Genomic DNA, 21,088 nt, shown 5'->3' with positions numbered 1-21,088 from the left:
CCGCCGTCGGCAGCGGTCGCGAAGTCGCGGTGCCGGACAACCTGATTCCGTTTGGTTGCACGCATATCACTCCAGACATGCTGACCCTGCTGAAACTGGATCAGCAGAGCATCGAGCGTATCGTTGCCACGGTGCCTGGCGGTGCCGCCAATGTGCAGGATATTTATCCGCTGGCGCCGTTGCAGGAAGGCATTCTTTACCACCACTTGAGCGCCGCGCAGGGCGATCCATACCTGCTGCAATCACGCCTGGCATTCGACAGCCTTGAACGCTTGCAGGCCTTTGCCGCCGCGCTGCGTCAGGTCATGACCCGGCACGACATTCTGCGCAGCGGTGTGGTCTGGGAAGGGCTGGCGACGCCGGTGCAAGTGGTCTGGCGTGAAGCCGAGCTGCCGCTGCAGGAGGTTGCATTCGATCCGGCGGGCGGCGACGTACTCGCGCAATTGTTTGAGCGTTTCGACGCGCGGCATTACCGCATCGACCTCAGTCAGGCGCCGTTGATTCGTCTGGTGTATGCGCAAGATCCGGCCAACGACCGGGTGGTCGCCATGCTGCTGTTCCATCACATCGCCATGGATCACACGGCGCTGGAAGTGGTGCAGCAGGAACTGCAGGCGCTGCTCTTCGGTCACGGCGAAGCGCTGATACCCGCCGTGCCGTATCGCAATTACGTGGCGCAGACCCGGCTGGGTGTCAGCGAGCAGGAGCATGAAGCATTCTTCCGCGCGATGCTCGGCGAGATCGACGAGCCAACGCTGCCGTTCGGTCTGCTGGACGTGCACGGTGACGGCCATGACATCGAAGAAGTCCGTCAGCGCCTGCCCGAAGCCTTGGCGCGGCGCTTGCGCAATCAGGCGCGGCAGCTGGGCGTGAGCGTCGCGAGCCTGTTCCATCTGGCGTTTGCTCAGGTATTGGCGGCGACTTCCGGACATGAGCGCGTGGTGTTCGGCACCGTGCTGCTGGGGCGGATGCAGGGCGGTACCGGCGCTGATCGCGGTCTGGGAATGTTCATCAACACGCTGCCGCTGCGGGTAGATTTGGGTGATGTTTCGGTGCGTGCCGGGGTGCGCGCCACCCATGCGCAACTGACCGCATTGCTCGGCCATGAGCATGCGTCACTGGCACTGGCCCAGCGTTGCAGCGGGGTGGCCGCGCCGTCGCCGCTGTTCAGCGCCATGCTCAACTACCGGCACAGCGTCAGCGAGGAACAGTTGCAAGCCAATCGCCTGGCCTGGCAAGGCATCGAAAACCTGTCCAGCGAGGAGCGCACCAACTATCCGCTGAGCTTCAACGTCGACGACCTGGGTCAGGGCTTTGACCTCACGGCCATGACCCCTTCACAGATCGGCGCGGCGCGGGTGTGTGGCTACATGCAGCAGGCGTTGGCGGGACTGGTCGAGGCGCTGGAGCAGGCACCGCAGCAGGCGTTGAATCGCCTGCCGGTGCTGGCGGATGCCGAGCGCCAGCAGTTGCTGTTCGGCCTGAACGCCACGGAGATCGACTACAACCTTGAGCAGACCATTCACGACTTGTTCGAGGCGCAAGTGACGCGCTCGCCGCAGGCGCCCGCCGTGGTCGCGGGTGAGCAGCAACTGAGCTACGCCGAACTCAACGCCCGAGCCAATCAACTGGCGCGGCACCTGCGCGAATTGGGCGTAGGGCCGGACTCACGGGTGGCGATCTGCGTCGAGCGTGGTCTGCACATGGTGGTCGGGCTGCTGGCGATCCTCAAGGCCGGCGGCGGTTATGTGCCGCTGGATCCGGCGTATCCGCTGGAGCGTCTGGCTTACATGCTCGAGGACAGCGCGCCGCTGGCGGTGCTGGTGCAGGGTTCGACGCGTTCGTTGCTCGGCGAAATCGCCGTGCCGGTGATCAATCTGGATCAGCCGCACTGGCAAGCGCTGCCGACGGAAAATCTTGCGATAGCCGAACTAACCCCGCAGCACACTGCGTACGTGATCTACACCTCCGGCTCCACTGGCCAACCGAAAGGCGTGATCAACGAACATCGCGGGGTGGTCAACCGCTTGCTGTGGATGCAGGACGCTTATCAACTCACCGCCAGCGACACGGTGTTGCAGAAAACCCCGTTCAGCTTCGACGTCTCGGTATGGGAGTTCTTCTGGCCGTTGATGACCGGCGCCCGATTGGTCATGGCCCGGCCCGAGGGGCACAAGGATCCGCTGTATCTCAGCGACATCATCGAACGCGAACACATCACCACGCTGCACTTTGTCCCGTCGATGCTCGATGTTTTCCTTGCTCACGCCGACACCGCACGTTGCAGCAGTCTGCGGCAAGTCATGTGCAGCGGCGAAGCGCTGCCGGGCAGCGTGGTGCGACGCTTCAAGCAGCAACTGCCGGCCAGCCAATTGCACAACCTCTATGGCCCGACCGAAGCCGCAGTGGACGTAACGGCGTGGAATTGCGCCGGGCCGCTGGAGCAAACGCCGGACAACACGCCGATCGGCAAACCGATTGCCAACACCCGCATGTACATCCTCGATGCTCAGCAGCAACCGGTGCCGCATGGCGTGGTTGGCGAGTTGTACATCGGTGGCGTGCAGGTGGCGCGCGGTTATCTGAATCGCCCGGAACTGAACGCCGAACGCTTCCTCACCGATCCGTTCCAGTCCAATGGGCGGATGTACCGCACCGGCGACGTCGCCCGCTATCTGCCGGACGGCAATATCGAATACCTGGGCCGTAACGATGATCAGGTGAAGATCCGTGGTCTGCGCATCGAACTCGGTGAAATCCAGGCACGCCTGACCCAGATCGATGGCGTGCAGGAAGCCGCCGTGCTGGCCCGCGAAGATGCATCCGGCGACAAGCGTCTGGTGGCGTACTACACCGGGGCACGCCTGGAAATCGACGTGCTGCGCAGCCATCTGCTGGAAAACCTGCCGGACTACATGGTGCCCGCGCTGTTCGTGCATCTCGATGCATTGCCGCTCAGCCCCAACGGCAAACTCGACCGCAAGGAGCTGCCGGCGCCGGATCAGGCGGCATTGCCGGTGCGCGAATACGAAGCCCCGGTGGGCGACGTCGAAATCACCCTCGCACGGCTCTGGGCCGAGTTGCTCAACGTCGAGCGGGTAGGGCGCCACGATCATTTCTTTGAACTGGGTGGTCACTCGCTGCTGGCGGTCAGTCTGATCGGCCGGCTGCGTCAGGAAGGCATGGAAGCCGATGTCAGGTCGCTGTTCGAACATCCGACCCTGGCCGGCTACGCCGCAATTACCGAACGAATGGAGATCGTCCTGTGAACGTGATCGAACTGTTGGCCACATTGAAGGCTAAAGATATTCAGCTGGCGGTCGCGGACGACCAATTGCGGGTCAACGGCAACAAACAGGCGTTGAACGACCCGGCGTTGCTGGCGCTGTTGCGCGAGCACAAACCGGCCCTGATCGAACTGATCAAGGCCGGGCAGTACTCGGCCAGCAAGCATGGCCAGGTCGAAGTGCCGGCCAATGGCATCGTCTCGGGCACCACGCGCATCACCCCGGCGATGCTGATGCTGGTCGAACTCGACCAGGCGACCATCGACCACCTCGTCGCACAAGTCCCCGGCGGCGCGGCCAACGTGCAGGACATCTACCCGCTGGCGCCGCTGCAGGAAGGCATCCTGTATCACCACGTGAGTGGCGGTGACGGCGATCCGTATGTCATGCAATCGCATTTCGCCTTTGCCAGCCGCGAGCGTTTTCAAGCGTTCGCTCATGCGCTGCAAGCGGTGATCGATCGCCATGACATTCTGCGCACCGCTGTGCATTGGGCAGGGCTGGATGCACCGGTGCAGGTGGTCTGGCGCCGCGCCGAACTGCCGGTGGAAGAGGTGACGTTGCCTGATGCAAATGGCGACGTGCTGGCGTATCTGCACGAGCGCTTCGACGCCCGGCATTTCCGCCTCGACGTTACCCAGGCGCCGCTGATGCGTCTGGCCCACGCCTGGGATGAGGCCGGGCAACGGGTGATCGCCACGCTGTTGTTCCATCACATGGCGCTCGACCACTCGGCCCTCGACGTGGTGCGCCACGAAATGCGCGCCTGCCTCACCGGGCAGCGTGAACGGCTCGGGCGCCCGGTGCCGTTTCGCAACTACGTGGCGCAGGCGCGGCTGGGCGTCAGCGAGGCCGAGCACGAGGCGTTTTTCCGCGACATGCTCAGCGACATCGACGAACCGACACTGCCCTACGGCTTGCAGGATGTGCAGGGTGACGGCAGCGAAATCGTCGAACTCAGCGTGCCGGTCGCGGCGCTATTGGGCCAGCGTCTGCGGGCGCAGGCGCGGACGCTCGGCGTCAGTGTCGCCAGCCTGTTCCACCTCGGCTGGGCGCAAGTGCTGGCCGCGCTGACCGGCAAGCAGCAAGTGGTATTCGGTACGGTGCTGATGGGCCGCATGCAAGGCGCCGAAGCGATTGATCGGGCGCTGGGGATTTTCATCAACACCTTGCCGTTGCGGGTGAACATCGACGGGCAGGACGTGCGCGCGGCGGTCAACGCCACCCACGCCCGGTTGACCACGCTGATGCGTCACGAACATGCACCGCTGGCCTTGGCTCAGCGCTGCAGTCACGTGGTGGCGCCGACGCCGCTGTTCAGCACGCTGCTCAACTATCGCCACAGCCACAACGTCGCCACCGCCAGTGCCGAAACCCTCGCGGCGTGGGACGGTATCTCTACGTTGCACTCCGAAGAGCGCAGCAACTATCCGCTGACCCTGAGTGTCGATGACCTCGGTGACGCCTTCAGCCTGACCCTGCTGGCCAGCACCCAGACCGATCCGCAGCGCATCTGCGATTACCTGCACTGCGCGCTGGAAAACCTCGTGCTCGCGCTGGAGCAGGCGCCGCAGACACCGGTCAATCAACTGCCGATCCTGCCGGCGGCGGAGCTTGCGCAGGTACTGCTCGAGTTCAATGCCACTCAAGTGGATTTCCCGGCTGCACAGACCATCCAGCAGCGTTTCGAGGCGCAGGTAGCCGAACGGCCGGACGCGCTGGCGGCAGTGTTTGCCGACGTGCAACTGACCTACGCCGAACTCAATCGCCAGGCCAACGCCTTGGCGCATCACCTGATCGGCCTGGGCGTGAAACCGGATGATCGCGTGGCGATCGTCGCCCGCCGTGGGCTGGACGCCCTGGTCGGACTGGTGGCGATCCTCAAGGCGGGCGCCGGTTACGTGCCGATTGACCCGGCGCACCCGGCGGAGCGCTTGAACTACCTGCTCGACGACAGCGCGCCAGTCGCCGTACTGACCCAAAGTCATCTGCGCGAGCGACTGCCGGCGCTAAACGTGCCGGTGCTCGACCTCGATCACTGCAACTGGCCGCAGGGCGTGACCCATAATCCGCGCGTTCCCGGCCTGAGTACCGAAAACCTGGCCTACGTGATCTACACCTCCGGCTCCACCGGCCTGCCCAAGGGTGTGATGGTCGAGCATCACACCTTGAGCAATCTGGTCGACTGGCACTGCACCGCGTTCGACCTCTGCGCCGGACGTCACACCTCAAGCCTCGCCGGTTTCGGCTTCGATGCGATGGCTTGGGAAGTCTGGCCGGCGCTCTGCGCGGGCGCGACCCTGCATCTGGCGCCGACTCACGAGGGCGGCGAAGACATCGATGCCTTGCTCGCGTGGTGGTGCGCGCAGCCGCTGGACGTGAGCTTCCTGCCGACCCCGGTGGCCGAATACGCCTTCAGCCAGAACCTCGAACACCCGACCCTGCGCACGTTGCTGATCGGCGGCGACCGCTTGCGTCAGTTCAATCGCAACCAGCATTTCGACGTGATCAACAACTACGGCCCGACCGAGGCCACAGTGGTCGCGACCTCAGGTCTGGTGCAAAGCGGCGACGCGCTGCACATCGGCAAACCGCTGAGCAACGCCACGGTGTACCTGCTCGACGAACAACAGCGCCCGGTGCCGCTTGGCGTTGCCGGTGAGCTGTACGTCGGCGGTGCCGGGGTTGCCCGTGGCTACCTGAATCGCCCGGACATGACCGCCGAGCGCTTTCTGCGTGACCCCTTCAGCCCCTTGCCGAATGCGCGGATGTACCGCACCGGCGACCTTGCACGCTGGCGTGAAGACGGCAACATCGAGTATCTGGGGCGCAACGACGATCAGGTGAAGATCCGTGGCGTGCGCATCGAGCTGGGCGAGATCGAAACCTGCCTCAACCAGTTGCCGGGGATTCAGGAAGCGGTGCTGCTGGCCCGCGAAGATCAACCCGGCCAGCCGCGACTGGTGGCCTACTTCACCGAGCAGGCGCAGGTCGAAGCGCTGCCGGTGGGCGAGTTGCGCGCGCAACTGCTCAGCCGGTTGCCGGAGTACATGGTGCCGACCGCGTTCGTCAAACTCGCCGCGCTGCCGCTGACCGCCAATGGCAAGGTCGACCGCAAGGCCTTGCCGGCGCCGGATCTGGCGGCGCTGTTCACCCGCGAGTACGCAGCGCCCGAAGGCGAGGTGGAAACCGCGCTGGCGCAGATTTGGGCCGACGTGCTGCAGGTCGAGCGGGTCGGGCGGCAGGATCACTTTTTTGAACTCGGCGGGCATTCGTTGCTGGCGATGCGCATGGTCTCGCAAGTGCGCCAGCGCCTGGGTGTCGAGCTGGCGCTGAGCGATCTGTTTGCCAACGCCGAACTGGCGGCTGTCGCGGCAGTGCTGAACGAGGCCGGACGCTGTGCGCAACCGCAGATCGTGCCGGTCCCGCGTGACGGCGCGTTGCCGCTGTCGTTCGCCCAACAACGCCTGTGGTTCCTCGCGCAAATGGAAGGCGCCAACACCGCCTACAACATTCCCGTGGCCCTGCGGCTGCGTGGCCGTCTCGACGACGCGGCGCTGCAACGCGCACTGGCACGGATCGTCGCCCGGCACGAAACCCTGCGCAGTCGCTTTGCGCAATTCAACGACGAAGCGCAAGTGCTGATTGCCCCGGTGGACACCGGTCTGCTGCTGCGTGTCGAGGACCTGCGCCAGCACCCGCAACCCGAGGAAACCTTGCAAGCGCTGATTCAGGGCGAAGCCTCCGGGCCGTTCGACTTGCAGGACGATCCGTTGATTCGTGGGCGACTGGTACGCCTGGCCGATGATCACCATGTGCTGTTGCTGACCCTGCACCACATCATCTCTGACGGTTGGTCGATGGGTGTTTTGACCCGTGAACTGATGGCGCTGTATCAGGCGTTCAGTCACGGTCAGCCGGATCCACTGCCGCCGCTGGCGCTGCAATACACCGACTATGCGGTGTGGCAGCGGCGCTGGCTCAGCGGCGAGGTGCTGCAACGCCAGAGCGAATACTGGCAACGGACCCTCGCTGGCGCCCCGGCGCTGTTGATGCTGCCGACCGATCGGCCGCGCCCGGCGCAGCAGGACTATGCCGGCAGCAGCGTTGCCGTAGTGCTCGACGAACGCTTGAGCGCCGGGCTCAAAGCCTTGGGCCAGCGCCACGGCGTGACCCTGTACATGACGCTGATGAGTGCCTGGGCGATGCTGCTCAGTCGCTTGTCCGGGCAGGCGGAAGTGGTGATCGGTTCGCCAGTGGCCAACCGCACCCGCGCCGAGATCGAAGGCCTGATCGGCATGTTCGTCAACACCCTGGCGCTGCGCATCGACACCTCGGGCGAGCTGAGCGTCGAAGCGTTGCTGGCGCGGGTCAAGGCGCAAACCCTGCAAGCGCAGGCGCATCAGGATCTGCCGTTCGAGCAAGTGGTGGAAATCACCCGGCCCGTGCGCAGCCTGGCCCACAGCCCGTTGTTCCAGACCTTGCTCAGTTGGGATGGCCTCGAAAGCCCGGCGCTGGCCCTCGGCGAACTGACGCTGGAGGGCGTGGCCGAGCCGAGCCACTTCGCCAAGTTCGACCTGTCGCTGAGCCTCAGTGAGTCCAACGGCATCATTCGCGGATCGCTGGAATACGCCACAGCGTTGTTCGACCAGAGCACGGTCGAGCGCTTCACCGGTTACTTCCTGCGCCTGTTGCAGGCGATGGTCGCCAACGATCAGGCGTTGCTGGAACAGGCGCCGCTGCTGGCGCCGGAAGAACAGCAGCGCTTGCTGGTCGAGTTCAATGCCACGCAGGTCGATTACAACCTTGAGCAGACCATTCATGGTCTGTTCGAAGCGCAAGTGGTGCGCTCGTCGCAGGCGCCAGCGGTGGTCGCTGACGAACAGCAACTGACTTATACCGAACTCAACGCCCGAGCCAATCAACTGGCGCGGCACCTGCGCGAATTGGGCGTAGGGCCGGATGCGCGGGTGGCGATCTGCGTCGAGCGCGGTCTGGACATGGTGGTCGGGCTGCTGGCGATCCTCAAGGCCGGCGGCGGTTATGTGCCGCTGGACCCGGCGTATCCGCTGGAGCGTCTGGCTTACATGCTGGAGGACAGCGCGCCGCTGGCGGTGCTGGTGCAGGGTTCGACGCGTTTGTTGCTCGGTGACGTTGGCGTGCCGGTGATCGATCTGGATCTGCCGCATTGGCAAGCGCTGCCGACTGACAATCTTTTGGTAACCGAACTGACCCCGCAGCACGGCGCCTATGTGATCTACACCTCCGGATCCACCGGCCAGCCGAAAGGCGTGATCAACGAACACAGCGGGGTGGTCAACCGCCTGCTGTGGATGCAGGACGCCTATCAACTGACCGCCAGCGACACGGTGTTGCAGAAAACCCCGTTCAGCTTCGACGTCTCGGTCTGGGAGTTCTTCTGGCCGTTGATGACTGGCGCACGTCTGGTCATGGCCCGGCCCGAGGGACACAAGGATCCGCTGTATCTCAGCGACATCATCGAACGCGAACACATCACCACGCTGCACTTTGTCCCGTCGATGCTCGATGTTTTCCTTGCTCACGCCGACACCGCACGTTGCAGCAGTCTGCGGCAAGTCATGTGCAGCGGCGAAGCGCTGCCGGGCAGCGTGGTGCGACGCTTCAAGCAGCAACTGCCGGCCAGCCAATTGCACAACCTCTATGGCCCGACCGAAGCCGCAGTGGACGTAACGGCGTGGAATTGCGCCGGGCCGCTGGAGCAAACGCCGGACAACACGCCGATCGGCAAACCGATTGCCAACACCCGCATGTACATCCTCGATGCTCAGCAGCAACCGGTGCCGCATGGCGTGGTTGGCGAGTTGTACATCGGTGGCGTGCAGGTGGCGCGCGGTTATCTGAATCGCCCGGAACTGAACGCCGAACGCTTCCTCACCGATCCGTTCCAGTCCAATGGGCGGATGTACCGCACCGGCGACGTCGCCCGCTATCTGCCGGACGGCAATATCGAATACCTGGGCCGTAACGACGATCAGGTGAAGATCCGTGGTTTGCGCATCGAACTCGGTGAAATCCAGGCACGCCTGACCCAGATCGATGGCGTGCAGGAAGCCGCCGTACTGGCCCGCGAAGACGTGCCGGGCGACAAGCGTCTGGTCGCGTACTACACCGGCGCACCGCTGGAAGTCGAAACGCTGCGCAGCCATCTGCTGGAAAACTTGCCGGACTACATGGTGCCCGCACTGTTCGTGCATCTCAATGCATTGCCGCTCAGCCCCAACGGCAAACTCGACCGCAAGGCGCTGCCGGCTCCCGATCTGGCGGCGCAGACCGCCCGTGAATACGAAGCCCCGGTCGGCGAAGTGGAAATCGCGCTCGCGCAGCTTTGGGCTGAACTGCTCAAGGTTGAGCGGGTAGGGCGCCACGATCATTTCTTCGAACTCGGTGGTCACTCGCTGCTGGCGGTGAATCTGGTGGCGCGGATGCGCCGTGCCGGCCTGAACGCCGACATTCGCGTGCTGTTCAACCAGCCGACCCTCGCCGCGCTGGCCGCTGCCGTGGGCGGTGAACCGGAAGCCGAAGTCCCGGCCAACCTCATCCCGGCGGACTGCATGCGCATCACTCCCGAGCTGCTGCCACTGGTGGCGCTCGACCAGCCGAGCATTGACCGCATCGTCGCCAGCATCCCCGGCGGCGTGGCCAACGTGCAGGATATTTACCCGTTGGCGCCGTTGCAGACCGGCATCCTCTTTCATCACCTGTCCGCCGCCCAGGGCGATCCGTATGTGTTGCAGGCGCAGTTCGCGTTTGCCGATGAGCAACGCCTGAACAGCTTCACCCAAGCCTTGCAGAACGTAATCCAGCGCCACGACATCCTGCGCACTTCGCTGTTCTGGGACGGACTGCAAGACCCGGTGCAAGTGGTCTGGCGTGAGGCGCCGCTGGCGTGCGAATGCCTGGAACTGCATGACGCGGACGGCGATGTACTGGAGCAATTGCGCCGGCGTTTCGACGCTGCGCAGTACCGCATGGCCGTCAATCAGGCGCCGCTGATGCGCGTGGTGCACGCGCGGGATGCAGCCAATCAACGTGTGGTGGCGTTGTTGCTGTTCCATCACCTGGTGATGGACCACGTGGCGCTGGAGGTGCTGCAACACGAAATGCAGGCGTTCCTGATCGGCCAGCCGCAACGCCTGGCCGAGCCGGTGCCGTATCGCAATTACGTGGCGCACACCCTGTCCGGGTTGAGTGACCAGCAGCACGAAGATTTCTTCCGCGACATGCTGGGTGACGTCAATGAGCCTACTCTGCCTTACGGGCAGAACCCGGCCCAGGAAGGGGGGACCGAGCAGGCACGGTTGACCCTCGACGTGACCTTGAGCCGCAAATTGCGCAGTCAGGCGCGGCGTCTGGGTGTCAGCGCGGCGAGCCTGATGCACCTGGCGTGGGCGCAGGTGCTGGGGCAGTTGTCCGGTCGAGATGACGTGGTTTTCGGTACGGTATTGCTCGGTCGCTTGCAGGGCGGCGAGGGCGCCGAACGCGCGCTCGGGGTGTTCATCAACACCTTGCCGCTGCGCGTCGATCTGCGCGCGCACAGCGTCAAGGGGGCGGCACTGGTGACGCATCAACGGCTCAGTCAGTTACTGCAGCACGAACACGCGCAACTGGCGCGCATCCAGCATTGCAGCGCCATGGCGCCAAGCACGCCGCTGTTCAGTTCGTTGTTCAATTATCGTCATGGTGCCTCGGCGCAGGGCGGTTCTGCCGAGGCCCAAACGGCTTGGCAAGGCATGCAATTGCTTGAGGCCGAGGAACACAGCAACTATCGCCTGACCCTCAGCGTCGACGATCTCGGCGAAGACTTCAGCCTGACCGCACTGGCCGGTGCCGGTATCGATGCACAGCGCATCTGCAACTATCTGCAATGCGCCTTGCACAGCTTGGCGGATGCGCTGGAACACGCGCCGCATCAAGGTTTCGAGCGGCTGTCGATCCTGCCGGACGCGGAGCGCGAGCAGTTGTTGCACAGCTTCAACACGACCCGCGCCGATTACCCGCAGGGGTTGACGATTGCCCAGCGTTTCGAGCAGCAAGCGCTTGAACGACCGCAGGCGCTGGCGGCGGTGTTTGCCGATGCTTCGCTGAGCTATGCCGAGTTGAACCGCCAGGCCAACATGCTGGCGCATCACCTGATTGCGTCGGGTGTACAGCCTGACGACCGCGTGGCCATCGTCGCCCGGCGCGGTCTCGATACGCTGGTCGGGCTGGTGGCGATTCTCAAGGCCGGCGCCGGTTATGTGCCGGTGGATCCGGCCCACCCGGCGGAGCGCCTGAGCTATCTGCTGCAAGACAGTGCGCCCGTCGCGGTGCTGAGCCAAAGCGATCCGCGTGAACGCCTGCCGGCATTGTCGGTGCCGCTGATCGACCTTGATCTGCACCAATGGCCAAACGAGCCAATCGACAACCCGTCGCTGCCGGCCCTGACCCCGCAGCATCTGGCTTACGTGATCTATACCTCCGGGTCCACCGGTCTGCCGAAAGGCGTGATGGTCGAGCATCACACCTTGAGCAATCTGGTGGACTGGCACTGCGCGGCCTTCGATCTGCACGCCGGCAGCCATACCTCGAGCCTGGCCGGGTTCGGTTTCGATGCCATGGCCTGGGAAGTCTGGCCGGCATTGTGCTGCGGCGCGACGCTGCATCTGGCGCCGAGTCACGAAGGCAACGAAGACATCGACGCACTGCTTGCCTGGTGGCGTGCGCAGCCGCTGGACGTGAGCTTCCTGCCGACCCCGGTGGCCGAATACGCCTTCAGTCAGGAGCCGGCGCATCCAACCCTGAAAACCCTGTTGATCGGCGGCGATCGACTGCGTCAGTTCAACCGCAACCAGCCGTTCCGGGTCGTCAACAATTATGGCCCGACCGAAGCCACGGTGGTGGTGACCTCCGGCCTGATCGAGGCGGGCGAGGTGCTGCATATTGGTAAACCGGTGAGCAATGCCACGGTGTACTTGCTCGACGAGCACAAGCGTCCGGTGCCGCTGGGGGTGATGGGTGAGTTGTATGTCGGTGGTGCCGGCGTGGCTCGGGGTTACTTGAATCGCCCGGACATGACTGCCGAGCGCTTCCTGCGCGATCCGTTCAGCCGCGTGCCGGATGCGCGCCTGTACCGCACCGGCGACCTTGCGCGATGGCGCGAGGACGGCACCCTCGAATACCTCGGGCGCAACGACGATCAGGTGAAAATCCGCGGCGTGCGTATCGAGTTGGGCGAGATCGAAACCCGGCTCAATCAGCTCGACGGCATTCAGGACGCGGTTCTGCTGGCCCGTGAGGACGAACCCGGTCAGCCACGGTTGGTGGCGTATTACACCGAGCAGGGCGCAGCACTGAGCGTTGGCGATCTGCGCGCCCGGCTGTTGGCGCAACTGCCGGAGTACATGGTGCCGGCGGCATTCGTCAGGCTCGACGGATTGCCGCTGACCGCCAACGGCAAGGTCGACCGCAAGGCGCTGCCGAAGCCGCAGCTGACCGCGCTGTTCACCCGCGAATACGTGGCGCCGCAAGGTGAGCTGGAAATCGCGCTGGCGCAGATCTGGGCCGAGGTGCTGCAGGTCGAGCGGGTTGGCCGCCATGATCACTTCTTCGAACTCGGCGGGCATTCACTGCTGGCCATGCGCATGGTCGCGCAGGTGCGTCAGCAACTGGGGCTGGAGCTGGTGCTGGCCGATCTGTTCGCCAACCCTGAACTGGCGGTGGTCGCCGAGTGCCTGTGCGTAGCGCAGGTCAGTAGCCAACCGCAGATCGTAGCGGTGCCGCGTGACGGCACGCTGTCCTTCGCCCAGCAACGCCTGTGGTTCCTCGCGCAGATGGACGGCGGCAACTCGGCGTACAACATTCCACTTGGCCTGCGCCTGCGCGGGCGGCTCGATGTCGAAGCTTTGCAGCGCGCGCTGACGCAGATCGTTGCGCGGCACGAAACCCTGCGCAGCCGTTTCGTCAGCATCGACGATCAGGCGCAGGTGACGATTGCACCAGTCGATAGCGGCCTGCTGTTGCAGGTGGAGGACCTGCGCCAGGATCCGCAGGCCGAAGCCACGGTGCAGGCACTGCTCGCGCAGGAAGCCGCGACGGCCTTCGATCTGCAGCACGATCCACTGATTCGCGGACGCCTGCTGCGTCTGGCTGACGAGCACCATGTGCTGTTGCTGACCGTGCATCACATCGTCGCCGATGGCTGGTCGATGGGCGTGCTGACCCGTGAGCTGATGGCGCTGTACCAAGCCTTCAGTCACGGACAACCGAATCCGTTGCCACCACTGGCGCTGCAATACGGCGACTACGCCGTGTGGCAGCGGCGCTGGCTCAGCGGTGAAGTGCTGCAGCGCCAGAGCGATTACTGGCAGCAGACCCTCGACGGCGCGCCGGCGTTGCTGACTTTGCCCACCGATCGTCCGCGTCCGGCGCAGCAGGACTTTGCCGGCAGCAGCGTCGAAGTACGCCTGGATGAGCGTCTGAGTGCCGGCCTCAAAGCCTTGAGTCAGCGTCACGGCGTGACCCTGTTCATGACCCTGATGAGTGCCTGGTCGCTGTTGCTGAGTCGTTTGTCCGGGCAGTTCGACGTGGTGATCGGCTCGCCAGTGGCCAACCGCACCCGGGCCGAGATCGAAGGCCTGATCGGCATGTTCGTCAACACCCTGGCCCTGCGCATCGACACCTCGGGCGAACCGAACGTGGCCACGCTGCTGGCACGGGTCAAGGCGCGCACGCTGGAGGCGCAGGCACATCAGGATCTGCCGTTTGAGCAAGTGGTGGAAATCACCCGGCCAGCGCGCAGTCTGGCGCACAGCCCGCTGTTCCAGAGCACGCTGAGCTGGGACAGCAACGTGGGGCCGAACCTGGTGCTGGGGGATCTGCGCCTCGAAGGTGTGGCCGCGCCGGGCCGGGTGGCCAAGTTCGACCTGACCCTGACCCTGGGTGAGGTCAACGGGGTGATTCGCGGATCGCTGGAATACGCCACGGCGTTGTTCGATCAAGCGACCGTCGAGCGTTACGTCGGCTACTTGCAGCGCCTGCTGGCGGCGATGGTCAACGATGAGCAGACAGTCCTGGAGCGGGTGCAATTGCTCGCCGAGTCTGAGCGTCAGCGCTTGCTCTACGACTTCAACGCCACGGCGCGCGAATACCCGCAAACGCTGACCGTGCACGGGATTTTCCAGCAGCAGGCAGCGGCGCATCCCAAGGCGGTGGCGGCGGTGCATGGCGAGCATTCGTTGAGCTACTTTGAGCTGAACGCCCAGGCCAACCGTCTGGCGCATCATTTGCTCAGCCACGGCGTACAGCCGGGCGATCACGTGGCGATCCTGCTGCCGCGTTCGCTGGAACTGTTGGTGGCGCAACTGGCGATTGCCAAGTGCGCGGCGGCCTATGTGCCGCTGGATATCAATGCTCCGAGCGAGCGGCAGGCGTTCATGGTCGAGGACTGTCACGCGGCGGCGTTGCTGACCCTCAGCCGTGAAGTCATCGACTACGCTGTGCCACGCATCGACCTCGACCGCTTGACCCTCAGCGGCCAACCCACGCACAACCCGAATCTGGCGCAGTCCTCGGAGTCGCTGGCGTACATCATGTACACCTCCGGCTCCACCGGCACGCCGAAAGGCGTGATGGTGCCGCACCGCGCCATCGGCCGCCTGGTGCTGAATAACGGTTACGCCGATTTCAACCCGCAGGACCGCGTGGTATTCGCCTCCAACCCGGCGTTCGACGCCAGCACCATGGACATCTGGGGGCCGCTGCTCAACGGCGGGCGTGTGGTGGTGGTCGATCACCAGAGCCTGCTTGATCCGAACGCGTTCGGCCATGAATTGAGCGCCTCCGGGGCGACCGTGCTGTTCGTCACCACGGCGCTGTTCAACCAGTATGTGCAGCTGATTCCGCAGGCGCTGAAAGGCTTGCGCATTCTGTTGTGTGGTGGTGAGCGTGGCGATCCGGCGGCGTTCCGTCGACTGCTGGCCGAGGCGCCGGCATTGCGCATCGTGCATTGCTACGGCCCGACCGAAACCACCACTTACGCCACGACATTTGAAGTGCGTGAAGTGGCGGAAAACGCCGAGAGCGTGCCGATTGGCGCGCCGATCTCCAACACTCAGGTGTACGTGCTCGACGCGCATCAGCAACCGGTGCCGATGGGCGTGACCGGCGAGTTGTACATCGGCGGGCAGGGCGTGGCGCTGGGTTACCTGAACCGCGCCGATCTGACCGCCGAGAAGTTCCTGCGCGATCCGTTCAGCGATCAGCCGGGCGCGCTGCTGTATCGCACCGGCGACCTCGCCCGCTGGCTGGCACCGGGGCAGCTCGATTGCATCGGGCGCAATGACGATCAGGTGAAGATTCGCGGTTTCCGTATCGAACTGGGCGAAATCGAAAACCGTTTGCTCAACTGCCAGGGGATCAAGGAGGCCGTGGTGCTGGCGCGCCGCGATGGTCAGGACATCACGCGTCTGGTGGCCTACTACACCGCGCACGCCGGCCGTCTGGACAGCGCGGATCTGCACGCGCAGTTGCTGGCGCGACTGCCGGAATACATGGTGCCGAGCGCGTGGGTGCAACTGGATGTGCTGCCGTTGAACAACAACGGCAAGGTCGACCGCAAGGCGCTGCCGGCGCCGACGCAGGCAGCGCTGCTCAGCCGGGTGTATGTCGCGCCGATCTCGGCGCTGGAACAACATTTGGCACGGATCTGGGCTGGCTTGCTGCAGCTCGAACAGGTCGGTCGTCACGACAACTTCTTCGAACTGGGCGGGCACTCGTTGCTGGCGATGCGCATGCTGTCGCAGGTGCGCCAGCAGTTGGGCGTCGAGCTGACACTCGCCGAGCTGTTCGCCAACCCCGAGCTGGCCGCTGTCGCCGAGGTACTGAGCCGGGCGGGGCGCAGCACCTTGCCGGAGATTTTGCCGGCGCCCCGCGATCAGCTATTGCCGCTGTCCTTCGCCCAGCAACGTCTGTGGTTCCTGGCGCAGATGGATGGCGGCAACAGCGCCTACAACATCCCGGTCGGTCTGCGCCTGCGCGGTCGGCTGGATGAAGACGCGCTGCAACGGGCACTGGCACGCATCGTTGCGCGTCACGAAACCCTGCGCAGTCGCTTCAGCCAGATCGACGATCAGCCGCAGGTGTTGATCCTGCCGGCCGAGAGCGGTCTGTTGCTGGCGGTAGAAGACCTGCGCCGGCACCCGCAGGCTGATAACGCCTTGCGTGGTCTGATCGAGGAACAGGCCTGCGCTTCGTTCAATCTGCAGCACGATGCGCTGCTGCGCGGACGTCTGGTGCGTCTGGCGGATGATCATCATGTGCTGTTGCTGACGCTGCACCACATCATCGCCGATGGCTGGTCGATGGGCGTGCTGACCCGCGAGCTGGCGGCGCTGTATCAGGCGTTCAGCCGTGGCGAAGACGATCCGCTGTCGCCGCTGGCGCTGCAATACACCGACTACGCGGTGTGGCAGCGGCGCTGGCTCAGTGGCGAGGTGCTGCAGCGCCAGAGCGATTACTGGCAGCAGACCCTGACCGGCGCGCCGGCCTTGCTGACCCTGCCCACCGACCGTCCGCGTCCGCCACAGCAGGACTATTCCGGCAGCCGCGTCGACATGCTGCTCGATGAACACTTGAGCGCCGGTTTGAAAGCCTTGTGTCAGCGTCGCGCGGTGACGCCGTACATGGTGATCATGAGCGCATGGGCGATGTTGCTCAGTCGTTTGTCCGGGCAGGACGACGTGGTGATCGGCTCGCCGGTAGCCAACCGCACCCGCGCCGAGATCGAAGGCCTGATCGGCATGTTCGTCAACACCCTGGCACTGCGCATCGATACCTCGGGTGAGCCGAGCGGCGAGGCGCTGCTGGCACGGGTCAAGGCGCAAACCCTGGACGCTCAGGCGCATCAGGATCTGCCGTTCGAGCAAGTGGTGGACATCAGCAAACCGGTCCGCAGCCTGTCGCACAGCGCGTTGTTCCAGACCATGCTCAGTTGGGACAACAACGACGGCCCGAGCCTGACCCTCGGCGACCTGACCCTGGAAGGCGTGGCCGGCGACAGCCACTTTGTGAAATTCGATCTGTCGCTGAGTCTTGGCGATTCGCCCGACGGCATTCGCGGTTCGTTGCGCTACGCCACGGCGTTGTTCGATGAGTCGACGGTGCAGCGTTTCGTCGGCTATTTCCAGCGGCTGCTGGCGGCGCTGGTCAACGATGATCAGGCAGTGCTTGCGCAAGTGCCGTTGCTGGCACCGCAGGAGCAGCAGCGTTTGCTGGTCGACTTCAATGCCAGCGCCTTCGATTGTCCGCTGGAACAACCGCTGCATGGCTTGTTCGAAGCGCAGGTGCGGCGCAAACCGGACGCTGTCGCGCTGCAATCCGCGCAAGGAAACCTGACCTACCGCGAGCTCAATCAGCGTGCTAACCGTTTGGCGCAGCACCTGCGCGAACTCGGTGTGCAGCCGGATGCGCGGGTGGCGATCTGCGTCGAGCGTGGGCTGGATCTGGTGGTCGGTCTGCTCGGCATCCTCAAGGCTGGTGGTGCCTATGTGCCGCTGGACCCGGGGTATCCGGCGGAGCGTCTGGCGTACATGCTCAAGGACAGCGCGCCGACCGCGGTGCTGGTGCAAACGGCGACTCGCGGGTTGTTCGATGACGCGGTCGCCACGGTGATCGACCTTGACCGCAGTACCTGGCAGCACCTGCCGGATCACGATTCGCCAGTGCCGGGCCTCAGTGCTTCGAATCTTGCGTACATGATCTACACCTCGGGTTCTACCGGGTTGCCGAAAGGCGTGATGATCGAACACCGCAGCGCCTGCAACATGGTGCACTGGGGCTCGCAGATTTCGCCGCCAACCGAGCACGGTGCGCTGCTGCAAAAAGCGCCGTTCAGCTTCGACAGTTCGGTGTGGGAGATCTTCTGGCCGCTGTGTTCGGGGATGCGTCTGGTACTGGCGCGACCGGACGGCAACCGCGATTCGGCCTATGTGGTGCAGACCATTCGTGAGCAGCAGGTCACCGTAGTCAAATTCGTTCCGGCGCTGTTGCAGCAGTTCATTGAGCAGGACGGTGTCGAGCAATGCACCAGCCTGACCGATCTGCTCAACGGTGGTGGTGAACTCAGTGCGGTACTGGCGCGACAGGTGCGTGATCGCCTGCCGTGGGTGCGTTTGCACAACGTTTATGGCCCGACTGAAACCACGGTGGACAGCACGGGCTGGACGCTGGAACCGGACATGCCGGTGCCGGACAACGTGGTGCCGATCGGCACAGCACTGTGCAACACTCGGTTGTACGTGCTTGATGCGTACGGTCAACCGTTGCCACAAGGTGTCAGCGGTGAGTTGCACATTGGCGGCGTCGGCGTGGCGCGTGGTTATCACGGACTGCCGGAGATGCAGGCCGAGCGTTTCATCGACAGCCCGTTTGTGCCGGGGGATCGCCTGTACCGCACTGGCGATCTGGCGCGCTACAACAATCATGGGGAACTGGAATTCCTCGGCCGCAATGACTTCCAGATCAAGCTGCGGGGCTTGCGTCTGGAGCCGGGAGAAATCGAGGCGCGGTTGATCGAACATCCGGCGATTCGCCAAGCGGTGGTGATGGTGCGTGATGAGCGTCTGGTGGCCTGGTACAGCTTGCGCGCCGGCATCGACGCGCCATCGTTGGAAACCTTGCGCAGCCATGTGCTGGAGCGTTTGCCCGAGTACATGGTGCCCGGTGCGTTTGTGCTGCTCGACGCTTTGCCGCTGACACCAAACGACAAGATCGATCGCAAAGCCTTGCCGGAGCCGGGAGCCGACGCAGTCATCAATCGCCCATACGTGGCACCCGAGGGTGAAGTCGAAACCGCGCTGGCGCAGATCTGGAGCGAGGTGCTTGGCGTCGAACAGGTCGGTCGTCACGACAACTTCTTCGAACTCGGCGGGCATTCGTTGCTGGCGGTGAAGCTGGTCAATCTGCTGCAACGGGCCGGGCTGCAACTGTCGCTGGCCGAACTGTTCCAGCATCCGAGCATCGAGTCTGCCGCCGCGCTGCTCAGTCAGGGCGAGGCGCCCGGTCAGCCTGACGGGCTGGTCGTGGTGCGTGCCGGGGCGCACGGTACGCCGCTGTTTCTGATGCATGAATTCAGCGGCAGGGACGTATATTTCTCGACGCTGGCCCAGCACATCGGTGGCGAGTTCCCGATTTACGGCCTGCCCGGTGTGCCGCTGGGGCAAGCGCAATTGCGCACGCTTGAGTGCATGGCGCAGCGCATGGTCGGGATCATCCGCGCGGTACAGCCTCACGGGCCGTATCGGCTGGCGGGCTGGTCGTTCGGCGGGGTGCTGGCGCATGAGGTCGCGCAGCAATTGCTCGGTCTCGATGAACCGGTGGAATTCATCGGCATGCTCGACAGCTATGCGCCAAACCCGCTCGCCCAGGACAAAACGATGTGGAGCGGCGAGGGCCTCGACAAGCGTCAGTTGCTCGGCCATTGCCGTGGGCGTTCGCTGATGCTCGGTGCTGAAAGCGAGGCGGCGTTGGCGGCGGTGCAAGCGCTGGAAGCGCAAGTCGAACAACTGGATTTCCCCGAGCTGTTCAAGCGCTGTCAGGCGCAGCAGCTGACTGATCCGGAACTGGCCACGGTCAGCGCGACGGACGCCTGGCATTACTTTGATCGCGAAGCGGCGCATCGCCTGGCGCTGGCGCATTACCGGGTCAGCCCGGCGAGCCAGACGATCCATCTGTTCCGTGCACAGGAGTTGATGGACGGCCAGTCGCTGCCGAGCCCGACGCGCGGCTGGGAAGAGCGCTTCGATATTGGCTTGCTGCACTGCATCGACATCCCCGGCGATCACCGGACCATGATGAAGCACCCGCACATCCAGGCACTCGGCCAGGCCATTACCCAGGCGCTGGAAACCCTGGTGACGCCGGAACCGGCGCTGTATCAACCGCTGCTGACGATTCAGACCGGGCAGCCGGGGCATGCGCCGATTTTCTGTGTGCCGGGGGCGGGTGACAGCGTCACCGGGTTCATTCACCTGACCGAGGCGATCGGCCCGGAATGGCCGATCATCGGCCTGCAACCGCGCGGGCTGGACGGCGTCAGTGTGCCGCACAGTGCGGTCGAAGCCGCTGCCGCGTTCTACCTGCAAGCCATCGAGCAGATCCACCCGCAAGGGTCGCTGCACCTGATCGGCCATTCGTTCGGCGGCTGGGTCGCGCATGCCATGGCCGCGCAGTTGCAGGCCGCCGGGCGCGAGGTGGCTTCGCTGACGTTGATCGACAGCGAGGCACCCGGTGGTGACGGCACGGCGGGCAAGCCGTACACGGCCACTGCCGCGCTGCAACGGCTGATTGACACCCTGCAGTTGTCCTGTGGCAAATCGCTGGGCATCGATCCTGCGACCTTCGCCAACGCCGACGACACCACGCAACTGCGTCTGCTGCACGCAGGCATGGTGCGCGCCGGGGTGTTGTCGGAGCGCGCGGCGCCGGACGCGATGCACGGCCCGGTTCGCACTTTCGCCACGGCTTTGCGCACTGTCTATCAACCACGTCTGGCCTACACCGGGCCGGTGCGGCTGGTGCTGGTCGATGACCCGACGCTGGACGAGTGGGGCAATCAGCGCGAACAGGCGGCGATGCTCGAGGGCTGGCAGCGGCAGGTCAGCGATCTGGCGGTGTGGTACGGGCCGGGCAACCACTTCACGATTCTCAAGGCACCCAACGTCTTCAGTTTCGCCGCGTGGTGGCATGACGGTCTGGCGCTGGCGGTCGGCGAAGTGCTGTCCTGA

The 21,088-nt window shown here is 64.5% G+C and carries 2 protein-coding genes (1 of these 2 cut by a window edge); both read left to right on the top strand.

Going from position 1 to position 21,088, the window contains the following annotated elements; genetic code table 11:
* A protein-coding gene (locus tag JN524_RS22100; protein WP_202370702.1) for a non-ribosomal peptide synthetase crosses the window boundary here: on the top strand, positions 1-3,269 show its 3' portion. It extends 9,745 nt beyond the left edge of the window; 3,269 of the gene's 13,014 nt are visible here — the last part of the coding sequence; its start codon lies off the left edge, out of view; the stop codon is at positions 3,267-3,269.
* Positions 3,266-21,088 (top strand): non-ribosomal peptide synthase/polyketide synthase, encoded by a 17,823-nt coding sequence (locus JN524_RS22095; RefSeq protein ID WP_202370701.1) that lies wholly within the window; start codon positions 3,266-3,268, stop codon positions 21,086-21,088. The genes JN524_RS22100 and JN524_RS22095 overlap by 4 nt, the downstream gene beginning before the upstream one ends.

Origin of the sequence: Pseudomonas sp. MWU318 (assembly GCF_016756945.1) — a bacterium.
Taxonomy (GTDB): Bacteria; Pseudomonadota; Gammaproteobacteria; order Pseudomonadales; family Pseudomonadaceae; genus Aquipseudomonas; species Aquipseudomonas putida_A.
Note: the sequence above shows the minus strand (reverse complement) of the source record. Positions and strands in the feature narration are given on the sequence as shown.